Here is a 15764-nt window from a genome sequence, read left to right on the forward strand (position 1 = left end):
GTGACCGCCATCAGTGCGGTTAATCAGCTACCGAGGCCCAGCGCAGAGGTAATGCGATCCGGGTAAATGTTTTTGCCGTCTTTCTTGTAGATAAAGTTCAGCAAATCAATTTCGATAATCGGTTGATCGTCAATCGACAGTTTGTAGTAGGTGTTCTTCAGCGCGTAGGTGACAGCGGTGTCATCACCTTGTTTGGCTTCTCCGCTGTCAATTTCAGTCACACGCCCGCGCATTTCCACTTCCACTAACAGGCTTTCCCCGTCGGTGTAATATTCACCGGCAAAGCGCAAACGGGTTTCATCAATACCGCCGCCGTATTCCTGCAACAGCGTCTTGACCATACCGCCAACCACCATTGATGCATCCAGCGCGCCAGCATCCAGACCGAGATCGACGGCCGCCGACCCAATCATGCCGCCGCCCTGAAAATCTTCCGTCTTGCGGGTCAGTTTGGGCAGAGTGACAGACGTCACCTTGCCGATTTGGTTATTGCCGTTCACAAAGGCGGTGAACAGGCGCAACTTGTGCGGGATTGCCATTATTCACCTCCCAGCGATGAAAACGCGCGGGCAAAGTAGTCATCCGTGAAGGTCTGGTACAGCGTCAAATCTTCCAGCGGCGGCACGGGCGTGTATTTATAGCGCACGCGGACTTGCCCCTGACGCAACCCCGTTGTGGGGTTGTCCTCAATGTCAAACCAGCAAGCCGCGCCGATCAGTTGCCCTTTTGTCACCAATGAACTGAGTTTGCCTGAAATACCGCTGACCACGTCTTTTATAGCTAAACGACTTAATTTTGATTACATTATTTAAATGAGCTATTCAATTGATTTTAGACGTAAAGTGATATCTACACGGAAAAACGAAGGGTTGAGTATCCGAGAAACAGCGAAGCAATTTCGGATTGGCCCTGCCTCTGTATCGCGTTGGATTAATCAAATAGAGTCAAAAGCATCGACCACGCGTCAGCGCAAGATCGATAAATCAGAGTTGATAAAAGATGTTGAACAATATCCAGATGCTTACCAAAAAGAACGTGCAGAGCGTTTTGGCGTTTGTCAGAAGGCCATTTGGCAAGCGCTTAAAAAGCTGGGATTGACCTATAAAAAAAACTCTACGTCATCCGAAAGCCGACGAAAACGCCCGGCAGGGATTTCAACAAAAAAAACAACAGTATGAAAAAGAAGGTAAACCTATTGTTTTTATTGATGAAAGTGGTTTTTCACACTATGCCCCACGGACTCACGGCTATTCCCCAAAAGGTCAACGGTGTTTTGGCCTGAAGAACTGGGGAGCTAGGGGAAGAACAAATGTTATCGGCGCTTTATTAGGCACAACGCTGTTTGCTATCGGATTATTTGATATCAATATTAACAGCGATGTTTTCTATGCCTGGGTCACACAAGTCCTTATCCCAGTACTCCCTAAAAACAGTGTAATCATGATGGACAATGCCACTTTTCACAAAAAACATAATATTCAACAAGTCATCATCGATGCAGGGTATATGGTGGAGTATTTGCCTACATATTCGCCAGATCTTAACCCAATTGAGCATAAATGGGCACAAGCAAAAAGCAAAAAAAGAGAGATGGGTTGCGATACAGAGAGTTTGTTCTCAGTCCATATGGTGTAATCAAAATTAAGTCGCTTGGCTATACGTTAGCCGGGGTAAGGGGTTCATCCACGCTTTCAAACTGCGCTTCCGCAACACTGTCAGCGAGAATTTGCGCCGTGCGGGTATACACTTCAAAGCGGTATTTACTGGTGTCCGTGGTGCTGTTGCCCCAAAACCGAAAACCGTTGCGCTTGATAAGCGTAGTGACCTCTTTGCTGTTCAGCGCGTTGGCGTCGCTATCTTCTGCCTGCAATGACCAGAACACGTCACGGGAAATACCGAGCACGTTATTCACCGGCACGTTGGACAGTGACTTATGCCAGCCCTGATCGTTGTCGATGGCCGAACGCAAACCGCAGGCATACGCCGGGGCCGGAAAGGTTTCATTCTCACCGGTCAGCGGGTTATAGGCGATAAAGTCCGGCCAAATCAGCATTATAGCCAACCGACTTAAAAATGATTACATCCTATGCCCTGATATGCGGCAAAGAAGCATAGCTGGCTGTTATCAAAATAATGTCGCTTGGCTATAACTCGCGATAGGCAAATTTCGCACGATAGGCGATAGCCTCCGCCATTGTGGTGCAGCCATGGCACCCGGCATAAACAAAGGCCCGCAGGTTCTGCGCAATGCCGCACAGTGCTGCGGTCACTTCCTCAGCGTCATAGTCGGGAACGGCCAGCACGCGCGGGCGGTAGTCCACTTTTGCCTCAGCTGTCAGCAAGGCATACATACCGGTGTAGCTGCCGTCAGCCAGCGTGCCGCCGATAATCAATTGCGATTGCGTCTTTTCGCCGTCTTCCGTTGCTGCCGCGACACGCACCACAATGACTTTGGGGCTGGTCTGGTCAGAAATGGCTTTCAGCGTTTTGTACAGGGAGCCGGTTTTACCCGCCTTACCAAGTACCGCATTAACCCGTGTCAGTAGCACGGGGGTATTCAGGGGAAAGGTATCCGGGTCTGCATCATCCGCCACACACACCACGCCAATCACACTGGAATCAATGTCATTGATTGCGGTAACGAGGTCGGTATTTTCGCGAACGCGGGCACCGTGGAAACGTGTCTCGGACATGTTAACCACCATTACGTTGTTGAGTTCGCGGTGATAATCCCCCATGTTTGGCGGCGACTCACGCCGTTTGCGGTCTGACAAGCGGGCGACAACAAAAAGCCATTTTTCCCCGCTCGCGCGCGTGAAATCATGCGACAAAACACAGGGGGCGATATGGCACTTTCAGGATTGGCAGACACGTTGACCAGCAAGGTCACGGATTTCAACAACACCCTTACCGATGCGGTAAAAGTCCCGGCGTTTAACGTGATGCTGGGCGGAAAATCGCTTACAGCATTAAGCGATCATCTAATGTCGCTCTCTCTTACCGATAATCGCGGGTTTGATGCTGACCAGGTGACGATCTCACTCGATGACACCGACGGTCTGCTTGGTCTGCCCTCACGTGGGGCAGAGATTGCGCTGTCCATTGGCTGGATGGGTGAACCGTTGATTTACAAGGGGCTGTATACCGTTGATGAGATAGCCCATGAAGGCCCACCGGATGTACTTAACATCACGGCACGCAGCGCAGATTTTCGTGATGAATTTAACGTTAAGCGTGAGGTGTCCTGGCACGATGTGACCGTTGAGCGTGTGGTGTCTGCTATCGCGCACCGTTACGGGCTGAAAGCGCAAATCAGCGACATGCTGATGAGCATTGAGATTGACCACGCCGATCAGACACAAGAAAGCGATATGTCGTTTTTAACCCGCATGGCCGAAATGTTAGGCGCGATTGCCACGGTTAAAAATGGGGCGCTGTTATTTATTCTGCCTGGCGGCGGGGTAACGGCATCCGGTAAAGCGCTGCCATCATTCAGTATTACCCGCAGCAGCGGTGACGGGCACCGCTTTCGCATTGCGGATCGTGATGCCTATACCGGTGTGCGCGCCTACTGGCTGGATCTCAACGTTGGTAAAAAAAAGAAAGTCAGCGTAAAACGGCGCAGAACCCAGGCCAAACCGAAAAAGGAGAAAAGCAGCAGCCGTGAGGGCGAATACATGGAAGGGGCCGATGGCAACGTGTATGTGTTGCGTAAAACCTATCAAAATGAAACCGCCGCCAAACGTGCAGCGGCGGCAAAATGGCAACAGCTTCAACGGGGTGCCGCCGAGTTCTCTATCACCCTGGCGCGTGGCCGCGCTGACCTGTACCCGGAAATGCACGGCACCGTCACCGGCTTTAAAGCAGAGATTGATAATCAGGAATGGATTATTTCACGCGCGGAGCATGTGATTGACGGCAGCGGTTTTACCACGCGTCTGGAGCTGGAAGCGAAAATATCTGACTGGATTGCAGAAAGTGAATAAAATAACCGTGAGTTCAACTCCCGCAGGGGAGCATATTATGTTCAGATGTCCATTTTGCGGCGCTATGGCCCGCACCCGTACCAGTCGTAAAATCACAGATATGACAATCCGGCAATATCACCAGTGCCAGAATCTGGAATGTAGCCGATCATTCACCACGCTTAACAGCGTGGAAAGGGAGGTAACCAAGCGTGCAGGTACAGCGCCGTTACCGCCTGACTTTATCCCGCAGGATGCGTTTCCGGCGTCGCACTATGGGCGCGATCAGTTAAATTTAGCGCTTTGATATTTAACCCCCGCAACGGCGTATAAGGCCCCAAAATTGGGGCCTTGATATTCGATGTGGACGATTTGTGGATGACTGTAGAAATAAATCCTTTTATTTCAATTATTTATATTGCATATAAACCCCGCCGAAGCGGGGTTTTTTAAGAGGTGAAGTCGACCGATAAGCCGGGTTCTGTCGTGGACAGTCATTCATCTAGGCCAGCACTCACGCACTGGCTCAAGCAGCCTACCCGGGTTCAGTACGGGCCGTACCATGTGAACCCCTATTTGGCCTTGCTCCGGGTGGAGTTTACCGTGCCGCGAACGGTTACCCGCCGCGCGGTGCGCTCTTACCGCACCCTTTCACCCTTACCTGATCCCGCTTGCGCGGGCCATCGGCGGTTTGCTCTCTGTTGCACTGGTCGTAGGTTTTACCCTCCCAGGCGTTACCTGGCACCCTGCCCTATGGAGCCCGGACTTTCCTCCCCTCCACGCGTATCCCCCGAAAGGGACAACCATGAAGCGGCGACTGTCTGGTCAACTTCGGCGCGAATGATAGGCGAATTAGTCCTGGTTGTCATCCTCTGCGTCGTCATCCGCCTCATTTTGCGCCAACGCATAGCGATACAACGCATTCTTTTTCACGCCGTGGATTTCCGCCGACAGCGCCGCTGCCTTTTTCAGCGGCAATTCAGCGCGCAGCAGTTCCAGAGTACGCAGCGCTTCCGCTGAAAGCGCACTCTCATCCGGTTGGAAGCCGTCTACGATCAGTACCATCTCACCTTTGCGGCGATTTTCATCTTCTTTCACCCAGGCCAGCAGCTCACCCACCGGTGCACCCTGAATCGACTCCCAGGTTTTGGTCAGTTCGCGCGCCAACACCACATAACGCGATTCCCCCAGCACCGTTGCCATATCGGTCAGGCTGTCAATCAAGCGGTGAGTGGATTCGTAGAAAATCAGCGTGCGCGTCTCTTCAGACAGTTGCAGTAAGCGATCCTGACGCGCTTTGGTTTTCGCCGGCAGAAACCCTTCGTAACAAAAACGATCCGAGGCGATGCCGGCAGCCGACAGCGCCGTGATCGCCGCGCACGGCCCCGGTAATGGCACCACGCGTACGCCCGCTTCACGACAGCGGCGCACCAGATGGTAACCGGGATCGTTAATCAGCGGCGTACCCGCATCGGAGACCAGCGCAATGGATTGTCCTTGCTGAAGCTTAGCCAGCAGATGATCGGCCTTTTGCTGCTCGTTGTGATCGTGCAGTGCAAATAAGCGCGCACTAATGGCAAAATGTTGCAATAACAGCCCGGTATGACGCGTATCCTCCGCGGCAACCACATCCACCCCACGCAGTACGCTTAGCGCACGTTCCGTAATATCGCCCAGATTGCCAATGGGCGTTGGCACAATGTAAAGCGTGGATGCAGAAATGTCTGCTTGTTGTTCATGATTCATTGTTTCATCCGGGTTGCCGATTTAATATTGAGCATCTTTATAAAAAAACCACTGGATACAGTATGCTTCCCAATCATTTCGTCCGTTCGCAAACAGGGCGTATAGCGTCTGTGTTATTCGCGGCGCTGCTTCTTGCGGGATGTCCAGGCCAGGCGCCACAGCAGCCTTTACCTGATGTTCAAGGTCAGGCCGGAGCCTCCTCTTACTACTACCTGCAACAAATGGAGCAAAGCCGAGATAATAACAAGGCTGGCTGGCAATTACTTGCGATTCGTGCCCTTGTTCAGGAAGGAAAACGCCCCCAGGCAACCGAACAGTTCAATGCACTGCCTGCACAGTTGGCACAACCGCAGCAGCGTGAGCAGCAACTGCTGAAAGCGGAAATTGCCGCCGCTAACAACGACAGCAACGGCACCGCCGCCGCACTGCAAGGGCTGGACGTCAGCGCACTCTCCGCCGACCAACAGGCGCGTTACTATCAGGCGCAAATCAACGCACATCAAGGCCAGCACTCTGCTGACTTGCTGCGTGCCTATATCGCCCAAGAGCCGCAGCTTAAAGGCGATGAGCATCAAAAAAATATCGATCAGACCTGGGTTGCCCTGACACAGATGTCTGCGCAGGCAGCCAGTACCGTGCTGATCAACGCCAATGAGAACGTGCTGGCCGGATGGATGGATCTGCTCACCACTTACCAGAACAACCGCGAGTCGAGCGATCAGTTAAAAGCCGCTCTAAGCGACTGGCAGACGCGCTATCCGCGCCACCCGGCGGCACAAACGCTGCCGACACCGCTGGCATCGGGCCAAACCGCCTTACCGGTCGCCGGCGGTGGCGTCGCCCTGCTGCTGCCGCTCAACGGTCAGGCACAGGTGTTCGCCAATGCCATCCAACTGGGCTTTAATGCGGCGAAAAGCGGCCAGGCCAGCATGGCCTACAGCGCGCCTGTCGATACGGCCTCCGCTGCAACAGACAACGGAGCGGTAAAGTCAATCAGTGCCCCGTATGCTACGCCAGCCAGCTTATCACCGGCTCCTGAAGCCGCCAGCGGTGTGTCAGTGAAAGTCTACGATACCACGTCGCAGCCCGTAGCAAATCTGGTCGCACAGGCACAGCGTGACGGCGCGTCGATCATCGTTGGGCCTTTGCTGAAAAATGACGTTGAGCAACTCACCAGCCAACAAACCACGGTGAACATTCTGGCGCTTAATCAGCCCGAGCATGTGCAAAACACCCCCAACATGTGCTTTTTCGCTCTGTCACCGGAGGATGAAGCGCGCGACGCGGCGCAATTTATTCATCGCCAAGGCAAACAACAGCCGTTGCTGCTGGTGCCGCGCGGTGCGTTGGGGGATCGCGTAATTAACGCCTTTGCCCAAGCCTGGCAAAGCCAGGGCGGTAATACGCTGCTGCAACAACGCTTTGGTAATACCGCAGAGCTGAAACAGGCAATCAACAGCGGTGCAGGATTGAGCTTGAACGGTCAACCGGTCAATGTGATGTCCTCGGCGGCACAGCCGGGCACAACCATTGGCGGGTTAACCATCCCGGCACAGATTGAACCCACCGTCAGCACCAGCGGCAGCGGCAATGTCGACGCCGTTTATATTCTGGCGACGCCGGATGAATTGGCGCTGATTAAACCGATGATCGATATGCGCACCACCTCGCAGTCACGCACGGCGTTGTATGCCAGCTCGCGTAGTTTCCAGGCAGGGCTGGGGCCAGACTTCCGTCTTGAAATGGAAGGCCTTCAGTTCAGTGAGATTCCCTTGCTGGCGGGCAGCAACCCGGCGTTGATGCAACAAGTGGCGAGCCAGTTCAAGAATGACTACTCACTGGTACGCCTCTATGCCATGGGGATGGATGCCTGGGCGTTGGCGAACCACTTTACCGATTTACGTCAGTCGTCCAGCCAGCAAATTACTGGCGCAACGGGCACGTTAACGGCCAGCGCAGATTGCGTAATTAATCGCCAATTAACCTGGCTGCAATATCGCCAAGGCCAGTTGGTGCCCGTTCCCTGAATCAGCGAGCGACAGGCACACGCTATGAGCAGCATGCCCGGCACTATCTGGAACAGCAGGCCGGGCTGACGTTCGTTGCCGCCAACGTACATTATCGCGGCGGTGAGCTGGATTTGATTATGCGGGATGAACACACCTGGGTCTTTGTCGAGGTACGTTACCGCAAAAATGCGCAATTTGGTTCGGCAGCAGAGAGTGTGACGTCACGCAAACAACAGCGGTTATTGCAGGCAGCTGCGCTGTGGCTGGCGCAGCGACAGCAGAGTTTTGACACGACAAGCTGCCGATTCGATATACTGGCGATTACCGGCGAACACTATGATTGGTTGCCAAACGCCTTTGGCGCGTAAACACCGCATCTGGACGGTGTCGTTGTCAGAGAAAAGATCGCATTGCTCAATGGATCGCTTGGAAAATAGGTTAATGCACCGTGCTGGATAGAATAAAAGTCTGTTTCACCGAAAGTATTCAAACACAAATCGCCGCAGCGGAAGCCCTACCCGATTCGATCGCCAGAGCCGCCACTGCACTGGTGCACTCATTACTCAACGGTAACAAAATCCTGTGCTGTGGCAATGGGACATCCGCCGCTAACGCACAGCATTTTGCCGCCAGCATGATCAACCGATTCGAAGCGGAGCGCCCCAGTTTACCGGCGATTGCACTAAATGCGGATAATGTAGTCTTAACCGCGATAGCCAACGATCGTCTGCATGAAGAAGTGTATGCAAAACAGGTACGTGCACTGGGGCAAGCGGGCGATATTTTGCTGGCGATCTCCACCCGAGGCAACAGCCGAGATATTGTGAAAGCCGTGGAAGCCGCGGTGACACGTGATATGACGATTGTCGCACTGACCGGTTACGATGGCGGGGAACTGGCCGGTCTGCTTGGCCCGCAAGATGTTGAAATTCGTATACCTTCACATCGCAGTGCGCGTGTGCAGGAGATGCACATGCTGACCGTTAATTGCCTGTGCGATTTGATTGATAATTCCCTTTTCCCACACCAGAACGATTAAGGAGCACCCCATGAGGATATGTTCTGCATTTGCCGTGCTGTCTGTCGCCCTGTTGCTGCAAGGTTGTATTGGCATCGCTGCCGTTGGCGGTGCTGTTGCTACCAAGACTGTGACCGACCCACGCTCAGTTGGCACGCAGGTGGATGATGGTACATTGGAAGTCCGTGTCTCCAACGCCATCAGCAAAGATCAGCAGTTATCCAAAGACGCGCGCATCGTCGCGACAGCCTATCAGGGTAAGGTGTTGCTGACCGGGCAAGCCCCCACCATCGACTTGGCCAGCCGGGCGAAACAGATAGCCATGGGCGTGGATGGTGCGTCGGAAGTCTATAACGAGATCCGTAAAGGCACCCCAGTCTCCATGGGCACCGCTTCCATGGATACCTGGATCACTACCAAAGTGCGCTCCCAGTTGCTTGCCACTGATACGGTAAAATCATCCAACGTCAAAGTGACGACAGAGAACGGTGAAGTCTTCCTGTTGGGTCTGGTCACCCAGCGCGAAGGGCGTTCTGCTGCTGAGATTGCCAGCAAAGTGAGTGGCGTGAAACACGTGACGACGGCGTTCACCTTCTTGGAATGATCGCTCGTCGTAGCAAAAAAAGGGTGCCTCGGCACCCTTTTTCATTTTCCGTCATCCGAATTATGCGCCAGGTGCACTGGCCAGCGATGAGAGCAGCCAAACGTCGCGTCGCGTCTCTTGACCAATGTCGCCACCGATATCCTGCTTGTCACGCGACTTACCGGACAGGAAGGTGGAAAATCCTGCTTTTTCAATACGATTACGGTAGCGCGTATTTCCCTTGGCCTCATCCACCCGCAGCATCAGAGGAATTAACCGCGCGCTTTTTTGATCAAACGATTTGTAAGGCCAGCGGTTATCCTTGTCCAGATAAGGGGCCAGGAAATTAAAGGCATTTGCGATACCGCTGCCTTGCGGCGTGCGATAGCGCCACAGATCTTCACCCACTTTGTCTGCCAATACTGCCATGTTGGTAATGGCTTGCAGGTTGAAATAGCTGTAGTGAAAGGAGCGGGTGCGAGACAGCTCTTCCGGCTGCGCACCGTCATCCTGAATCTGGTGATTCAGCTTGGTACGCTGTAGCGCGGCCATCGCAGAAACGACGTCTTTCTTGTCGAGATACCAGACAATACCGGCCACCTGCGCGGCGTACCAGCTACCGTGGTTGTTCTTCGCTTCCGATTCCCGCTTCGCCAGCTTACTGGTTTGCAACCAGCCCAGATAGGCCGTCATCCACTCACGCATCTGTGCGTCATCCTCTTTTTTCCATCCTCGGTAGCCGCGCAGCATAATCAGCGCATCCACAATGCGGGTGGAGAAGTATAGCCAAGCGACTTAATTTTGATTACACCATATGGACTGAGAACAAACTCTCTGTATCGCAACCCATCTCTCTTTTTTTGCTTTTTGCTTGTGCCCATTTATGCTCAATTGGGTTAAGATCTGGCGAATATGTAGGCAAATACTCCACCATATACCCTGCATCGATGATGACTTGTTGAATATTATGTTTTTTGTGAAAAGTGGCATTGTCCATCATGATTACACTGTTTTTAGGGAGTACTGGGATAAGGACTTGTGTGACCCAGGCATAGAAAACATCGCTGTTAATATTGATATCAAATAATCCGATAGCAAACAGCGTTGTGCCTAATAAAGCGCCGATAACATTTGTTCTTCCCCTAGCTCCCCAGTTCTTCAGGCCAAAACACCGTTGACCTTTTGGGGAATAGCCGTGAGTCCGTGGGGCATCGTGTGAAAAACCACTTTCATCAATAAAAACAATAGGTTTACCTTCTTTTTCATACTGTTGTTTTTTTTGTTGAAATCCCTGCCGGGCGTTTTCGTCGGCTTTCGGATGACGTAGAGTTTTTTTTATAGGTCAATCCCAGCTTTTTAAGCGCTTGCCAAATGGCCTTCTGACAAACGCCAAAACGCTCTGCACGTTCTTTTTGGTAAGCATCTGGATATTGTTCAACATCTTTTATCAACTCGGATTTATCGATCTTTCGCTGACGCGTGGTCGATGCTTTTGACTCTATTTGATTAATCCAACGCGATACAGAGGCAGGGCCAATCCGAAATTGCTTCGCTGTTTCTCGGATACTCAACCCTTCGTTTTTCCGTGTAGATATCACTTTACGTCTAAAATCAATTGAATAGCTCATTTAAATAATGTAATCAAAATTAAGTCGTTTAGCTATAGCGTCCGTCGAGCACGCCCGCCCCGCGTCCTGGCGCAATGCCTGGCACACCCTGGGCGAAATCAAGGTTGGGATTCATGCGGGTTTCTGGGTCGATAAACCAGGTGCGAATCAGCGAAATGGCCTTATCGGCATAGGCAGCGTTATCAGAGAAGTACCAGGCTAACGTCAGTGTGTACACCTGATCGGTAAAATTTTCCAACCGAACGCCGTCGATGCCATCACTCTTGCTGACAGGGTTTATAACGCCGTCACGGCGCACCCAAGGCAATCCATTAGATTTGTTGCTATCGGGCCACCAGTAGACGCTGAGGCTCATATAATCGTGTTTAGAGCCACTGGGTGGCGTCATACCCTTTTCAGTCACGCTCGGGTTGGGTTTGTTGAGTGCTTTTTCTGCCTGAGCGATCAGTTCGGTGTAAGCGAGCCGCGTTTGCGGTTTCTCCGTGCCGTGCCTCAGTTGCTGCTTAACCGTCGTCAGCACCGACTGTTGCAGAAACGCGTAAGGATCGTCGTGACGTTCCTGCGCCTGTGCATGTGCCTGCATAACGACACCGCCAATAACCCACAGCATCAGCGCACACACGCGTGCCAGCCTGTTAAACATCACCACTCGCATAACTTCCCCTTTCAACGATAGCCAAACGCACGAACGGCGCAGGGCAAGCCAGCCTTCAACGCAGTCCGTTAGTCCGCAAAAACGCTTCGCCCCCTATCTGGGACATTTGACGCAGTATCCACTGCTGGCGTTGGCTCACATAGCGTGACGGTGCGTTAACCCGAAAGCGAATCGGATTCGGCAACACCGCCGCCAGCAACGCCGCCTCACCGGCCGTCAAGCGGCTGGCGGGCTTGTTGAAGAAGTGCTGTGCCGCCTGCTGCACGCCGAAAATCCCCGGCCCGAACTCTACAATATTCAGGTAGACCGTCAAAATGCGCCGTTTGGTCCAGACCAGTTCAACCCCCACTGTGATACCTGCTTCCAGCCCTTTACGCAACCAGCTTCGACCATCCCACAGAAACAGGTTTTTCACCATTTGCTGCGTGAGCGTCGAGCCACCGCGCACACGCGCACCGTCACGCTCATTGTGCGCCAGCGCTGCCCGGATAGCGGCCATATCAAACCCGGCGTGTTCCGGGAATTTTTGATCTTCAGCGGCGATCACCGCCAGCGCCATCACGGGCGCTATCTCATCCATCGGCACCCACGTCGAGCGAGCAACGTAAGAAAAATCACCGCTCAGCCAGGCGCTCACCTGCCGCTCCGCCATCACGGCAGAAAACGGAACCGGCAAAAACGCGAACACAAAAATCACCGCCAGCCACAGGCCAAGCAACGAGAGGACGCTGCGTAGTACCCAGCGTTTTATCCCAGGGATCACAACGCGTTTTTTGCCCCACCCTCTCATTCGGTAAAGCCCAGAACACGTTCAACCAGTTTATCGATGCCTTTGGCCGCCTCGCTAATGGAGTTCGCCAGCATGTAAGCAGGCGTTGTCACCACTTTGTGTTGAGCATCCACCACAATATCATCCACCGGACAAACAATGTGCGTACCGCCCATTTCTTCTATACATTCTGCGGTATCGATATCATTTTTAATTGTAACTCTTACAGACTCCCCCAGCAGTTTTGGCAACAGCGCCGGAGCGATGCAAATAAAACCAATTGGTTTGTTCTGCTTATAAATTTCTTGCGTGAGTAATGCCAATGATTCATCAACCTGACACGCCGCGCCTTTGGTCGCGAAATCACTGAGATTCTTCGCTAGGCCAAAACCGCCGGGAACAATTAACGCATCCAATTGGCTGGCATCCGCCTGCGACAGTGGCTGAATGTTTCCACGGGTGATACGCGCGGACTCGACTAAAATATTGCAATTCTCACCAGTTACTTCACCCGTCAGATGATTAACCACATGAAATTGTGGCTGATCAGGGGCAAAACATACCGCCTGAGCCCCCGCACGATCGACGGCAAGCAGCGTCAGCACTGCTTCGTGAATTTCGGCGCCATCATAGACGCCGCAACCGCTCAGAACGATGCCGACTCGTTTCATCATATTTTCCTTCATTTCATTACATCAACTAATTGATTTTTTGATTGACAAACACTAATCTACATCACACATTTTAATGATTCTTGTAACAAAGATTTCTGCATTTGCTATTTTGTTGCTTGAGCGGTTCGTCACCTTACGACGTTGCGAATACACGCACCTGCTAACTGAAACTGCTAATAATTATCAAGCAGGTGCATAGTTTCCCTGGTGTTGGCGCATAATTCGCGCACCCCGGCCTCGGTCGGGGTCATTTTTTTTTAGGCCCCTGAAAATCCTTTTCGCCCCAACCTCACCCTGTTCACACCCCCCCTAAACGCATCGAGCTTACGTGCGCCAGCTATTTGCGGGCGCGTTTTTCCTGTTCAGCCACCCACGCTTTCAATACGTCAATATCGTGCTGCCAGTCGTGTTTCAGTTCGTCAATCCACTCCTGCACGTTGTCCCACCAGGCGGGCAGCGTCGTGGTCTGGATTTGCTGCGCCACCTGCTGTAGATGGCGTAACCCAACGGAACCGGCAGCACCTTTGATTTTGTGCCCCTCTTCCGCAATGCCTTTTTGATCGCGCGCTGTCATGTTGGAATCCAGCACGGCGAGATAGCCGGGCATCATCTGCTCAAACATAGCAACACTCTGATGGATCAGCGATGGCCCGACCAAATCCAGATATTGTTGCAACATGGGAATATCAAGCAACGCTTCTCGAACCGGTTCCTGCTCCGAAACGGTGGGAGTGGCCTGCTCAGGCTCATCCGCATAGTCCCAATACTGTTTAATAACAGCGGTTAATGCCGGCACCGCCAGCGGTTTGCTCAGCACATCTTCCATACCCGCATCGAGATATTCTTTTTTATCGCGCAGCACGTTAGCCGTTAGGGCAATCAGCGGCGGCAAGTCTTGTCCGGCATATTTTTTGCGCAGTTCACGCGCCACATCCAATCCGGTCATGTCCGGCAGTTGGATATCCAGCAGCACCAGATCGAACTCGTCCGGATCGAACATCGTCAGCGCTTCCTGCCCGGTCATCGCCACTTCCACGCTGCTGCCCAGTTTCTCCAACACCGAACGCGCCACAACCACGTTCAGTTCGATGTCCTCCACCAGCAGCACGTTGAGCGCAGGTAACGGCAACTCATCCTCTCCACCGACAATCACCTCATCTTCCAGCGCCGGGGCGGTAACGGTCAGCGTAAAGCAAGAACCTTTGCCCTGCGTACTCGTGACATGGATATCGCCGCCCATGTTCTGCGCCAGACGTTTGGAAACCGCCAGGCCAATACCGGTACCGGTCGCGGGTTTACCACCGTGTTTATCTTTTACCTGATAGTACATGGCGAAGATTTTCTCCAACTCATCCTCGGGGATGCCCATACCGGAGTCTTCGACATCAAAGCGCAGCAGGCTGTCCGCGTCATGCGAAACGCGCACCACGATTTTTCCTTTCTGGGTAAATTTCACCGCGTTGCTGAGCAGGTTCCACAGAATCTGGCGCAGACGCGTGCCATCGGTAATCACCCGTTGTGGTAACGGGGAATGCTGTTCAACGACCAGTTGCAACCCCTTCGGCTGCGCCAGCAAACCGCCCAGATTTTCCAGATCTGCCAGGAAGCCAATAAAATCAATAGGCTGATTATCCAGTTGCACCTTGCGGCGCTCCTGCTTGTCCATCTCGATCACGTCGTTAAAGATATTGCCCAGCGTGATGGCGCTGACATGCAGGGTTTTGAGGTATTTTTCCTGTTCCGCATCCAAATGGGTATCGAGCAAGATGCGGCTAAGGCCAACAATGCCATTAAGCGGCGTACGAAGCTCGTGGCTGATCGTTGAGATAAAAGTGGTCTTATCCCTACTGGCGTTCTCTAACGCGTCCTGATAGCGCTTACGCTCGGTTATATCGCGTCCAAAACCCATTAGCCCGTGTCGTTTGCCCATGCGGTCATAGAAAGGCACCTTGCGCAGTTCAAAACAGGCTTTGCGCCCATCGGGATAGACCAACCACTGCTCATAGGTAAGCGACACGTTGTGACGGAACACTTTCTCATCCGTTTCCATCACTTTTTCTGCCACGTCTGGGGTGTAGACGTCTTTCGGCGTCAAGCCTACCAGTTGTTTCTGGCTGCGGCCCAGCAGCAGTTCCATCGCACGGTTACAGCCGGAAAACTCTTTATTTTCATTGCGGTAGTACACCAGGTCTGGCGAGGCATCCAGAAACGATCGTAACAGCGCAGATTGCTGCTCCAGTTCCACCTGCGCCTGTTCGCGTCCGGCAATCTCCTCTTTGAGCTTGCTCAGCATCATCAGGCGCGCCTCTTCCGCCTTTTCGCGATCGGCAATCTCCTGATTGAGCTGGGCAATATTGCCCTTGAGCTGCTCGTTCAGCGTCTGATCGCGCAGGCGCATCTCCTCCAGCTTCGCCACCAGCTTAGCCAGACGTTGGCGCGACTCCTCCAACTGATCCACCACCACGGAGAGGAAATAGACCGCCCAGGGGGTAATCAATAGCCCCAAAAACACCGAACGGACCACATCGATGTCTTCGACCTTGCCGGTCAGCAACAGCGTAACTGCCATCTGCACGGACATCGCCAATAGCACCAGCACCGAGGCCAGTAACAGTGAAAAACGTACCAGCCCGAGCTTTACCATCAAATCGACGTAGTACTGGGCCAACAACCGGATCTGCTTCATAGAGAATTTCCTTGGATACCCACCGCGCCAT

General features: G+C 52.9%; 16 protein-coding genes, 1 other RNA gene and 3 pseudogenes. 8 read left to right on the top strand and 12 right to left on the bottom strand.

Features of this window, described 5'->3' with window-relative positions:
• Nucleotides 1–23: 23 nt before the first annotated feature.
• A complete protein-coding gene (locus ACQGXV_RS15270) occupies nt 24–539 on the bottom strand; it encodes a phage major tail tube protein (protein ID WP_440866818.1) in 516 nt (171 codons plus the stop codon).
• Nucleotides 539–778: pseudogene (locus ACQGXV_RS15275) on the bottom strand (phage tail sheath C-terminal domain-containing protein); the annotation flags it as partial. The gene ACQGXV_RS15270 and the pseudogene ACQGXV_RS15275, both read right to left, overlap by 1 nt.
• 34 nt (nt 779–812) lie before the next feature.
• Between ACQGXV_RS15275 and ACQGXV_RS15280 the strand changes: the two are divergent.
• Nucleotides 813–1178: an IS630 transposase-related protein gene (locus ACQGXV_RS15280; protein ID WP_440862584.1), complete on the top strand. Its 366-nt coding sequence runs from the start codon at nt 813–815 to the stop codon at nt 1176–1178.
• Nucleotides 1102–1635: an IS630 family transposase gene (locus tag ACQGXV_RS15285; protein WP_440867440.1), complete on the top strand. Its 534-nt coding sequence runs from the start codon at nt 1102–1104 to the stop codon at nt 1633–1635. Before ACQGXV_RS15280 ends, ACQGXV_RS15285 begins: the two co-directional genes overlap by 77 nt.
• Before the next feature lie 19 nt (nt 1636–1654).
• Here the strand turns inward: ACQGXV_RS15285 and ACQGXV_RS15290 are convergent.
• Nucleotides 1655–2693 (bottom strand): annotated as a pseudogene (locus ACQGXV_RS15290) (phage tail sheath subtilisin-like domain-containing protein).
• A 153-nt stretch (nt 2694–2846) separates the two neighbouring features.
• Between ACQGXV_RS15290 and ACQGXV_RS15295 the strand changes: the two are divergent.
• Together ACQGXV_RS15295 and ACQGXV_RS15300 are read left to right on the top strand one after the other, a co-directional pair.
• A complete protein-coding gene (locus ACQGXV_RS15295) occupies nt 2847–3986 on the top strand; it encodes a phage late control D family protein (protein WP_440866820.1) in 1140 nt (379 codons plus the stop codon).
• A 37-nt stretch (nt 3987–4023) separates the two neighbouring features.
• Nucleotides 4024–4272, top strand: a complete 249-nt coding sequence (locus ACQGXV_RS15300) for an ogr/Delta-like zinc finger family protein (RefSeq protein ID WP_440867351.1) — start codon at nt 4024–4026, stop codon at nt 4270–4272.
• A 147-nt stretch (nt 4273–4419) separates the two neighbouring features.
• Here ACQGXV_RS15300 and rnpB read toward each other — a convergent pair.
• Both rnpB and rsmI read right to left on the bottom strand, forming a co-directional pair.
• An RNA gene (rnpB, locus tag ACQGXV_RS15305) (RNase P RNA component class A) lies at nt 4420–4798 on the bottom strand.
• A gap of 19 nt (nt 4799–4817) precedes the next feature.
• Entirely contained in the window at nt 4818–5711 is an 894-nt protein-coding gene (gene rsmI / locus ACQGXV_RS15310; RefSeq protein WP_440866821.1) for a 16S rRNA (cytidine(1402)-2'-O)-methyltransferase, read from the bottom strand.
• 62 nt (nt 5712–5773) lie between these two features.
• Here rsmI and ACQGXV_RS15315 point away from each other — a divergent pair, with 62 nt between their 5' ends.
• From ACQGXV_RS15315 to dolP, 4 genes are all read left to right on the top strand, one after another.
• Nucleotides 5774–7738, top strand: coding sequence for a penicillin-binding protein activator (locus ACQGXV_RS15315; RefSeq protein WP_440867443.1), 1965 nt, complete (start codon nt 5774–5776; stop codon nt 7736–7738).
• Nucleotides 7735–8088, top strand: coding sequence for a YraN family protein (locus ACQGXV_RS15320; protein WP_440867444.1), 354 nt, complete (start codon nt 7735–7737; stop codon nt 8086–8088). Before ACQGXV_RS15315 ends, ACQGXV_RS15320 begins: the two co-directional genes overlap by 4 nt.
• Before the next feature lie 80 nt (nt 8089–8168).
• On the top strand, nt 8169–8759 hold the full coding sequence (gene diaA, locus ACQGXV_RS15325) for a DnaA initiator-associating protein DiaA (protein WP_440866822.1): 591 nt from the start codon (nt 8169–8171) through the stop codon (nt 8757–8759).
• 10 nt (nt 8760–8769) lie between these two features.
• Nucleotides 8770–9342, top strand: a complete 573-nt coding sequence (gene dolP / locus ACQGXV_RS15330; RefSeq protein WP_440866823.1) for a division/outer membrane stress-associated lipid-binding lipoprotein — start codon at nt 8770–8772, stop codon at nt 9340–9342.
• Between the two features lie 60 nt (nt 9343–9402).
• Here dolP and ACQGXV_RS15335 read toward each other — a convergent pair whose 3' ends face one another.
• The 7 genes and pseudogenes from ACQGXV_RS15335 to arcB form a co-directional block, all read right to left on the bottom strand.
• Nucleotides 9403–10086 carry an alginate lyase family protein gene (locus ACQGXV_RS15335; RefSeq protein ID WP_440866824.1) on the bottom strand — a complete coding sequence of 228 codons (684 nt, stop codon included), beginning with the start codon at nt 10084–10086 and terminating at the stop codon, nt 9403–9405.
• Between the two features lie 40 nt (nt 10087–10126).
• Nucleotides 10127–10660: an IS630 family transposase gene (locus tag ACQGXV_RS15340; RefSeq protein WP_440862665.1), complete on the bottom strand. Its 534-nt coding sequence runs from the start codon at nt 10658–10660 to the stop codon at nt 10127–10129.
• On the bottom strand, nt 10584–10949 hold the full coding sequence (locus ACQGXV_RS15345; protein WP_440862584.1) for an IS630 transposase-related protein: 366 nt from the start codon (nt 10947–10949) through the stop codon (nt 10584–10586). The genes ACQGXV_RS15340 and ACQGXV_RS15345 overlap by 77 nt, the downstream gene beginning before the upstream one ends.
• A 34-nt stretch (nt 10950–10983) precedes the next feature.
• A pseudogene (locus ACQGXV_RS15350) lies at nt 10984–11508 on the bottom strand (alginate lyase family protein); the annotation flags it as partial.
• A 151-nt stretch (nt 11509–11659) separates the two neighbouring features.
• Nucleotides 11660–12394: a monofunctional biosynthetic peptidoglycan transglycosylase gene (gene mtgA, locus ACQGXV_RS15355; protein ID WP_440866825.1), complete on the bottom strand. Its 735-nt coding sequence runs from the start codon at nt 12392–12394 to the stop codon at nt 11660–11662.
• The gene (gene elbB / locus ACQGXV_RS15360) at nt 12391–13044 is read right to left on the bottom strand and encodes an isoprenoid biosynthesis glyoxalase ElbB (protein ID WP_440867445.1); all 654 of its coding nucleotides are present in this window, start codon (nt 13042–13044) and stop codon (nt 12391–12393) included. Before elbB ends, mtgA begins: the two co-directional genes overlap by 4 nt.
• A 340-nt stretch (nt 13045–13384) precedes the next feature.
• On the bottom strand, nt 13385–15733 hold the full coding sequence (gene arcB / locus ACQGXV_RS15365) for an aerobic respiration two-component sensor histidine kinase ArcB (RefSeq protein WP_440866826.1): 2349 nt from the start codon (nt 15731–15733) through the stop codon (nt 13385–13387).
• Nucleotides 15734–15764: the final 31 nt, after the last annotated feature.

The sequence above is a fragment of the Symbiopectobacterium purcellii genome, from assembly GCF_052050035.1.
Taxonomy (GTDB): domain Bacteria; phylum Pseudomonadota; class Gammaproteobacteria; order Enterobacterales; family Enterobacteriaceae; genus Symbiopectobacterium; species Symbiopectobacterium purcellii_A.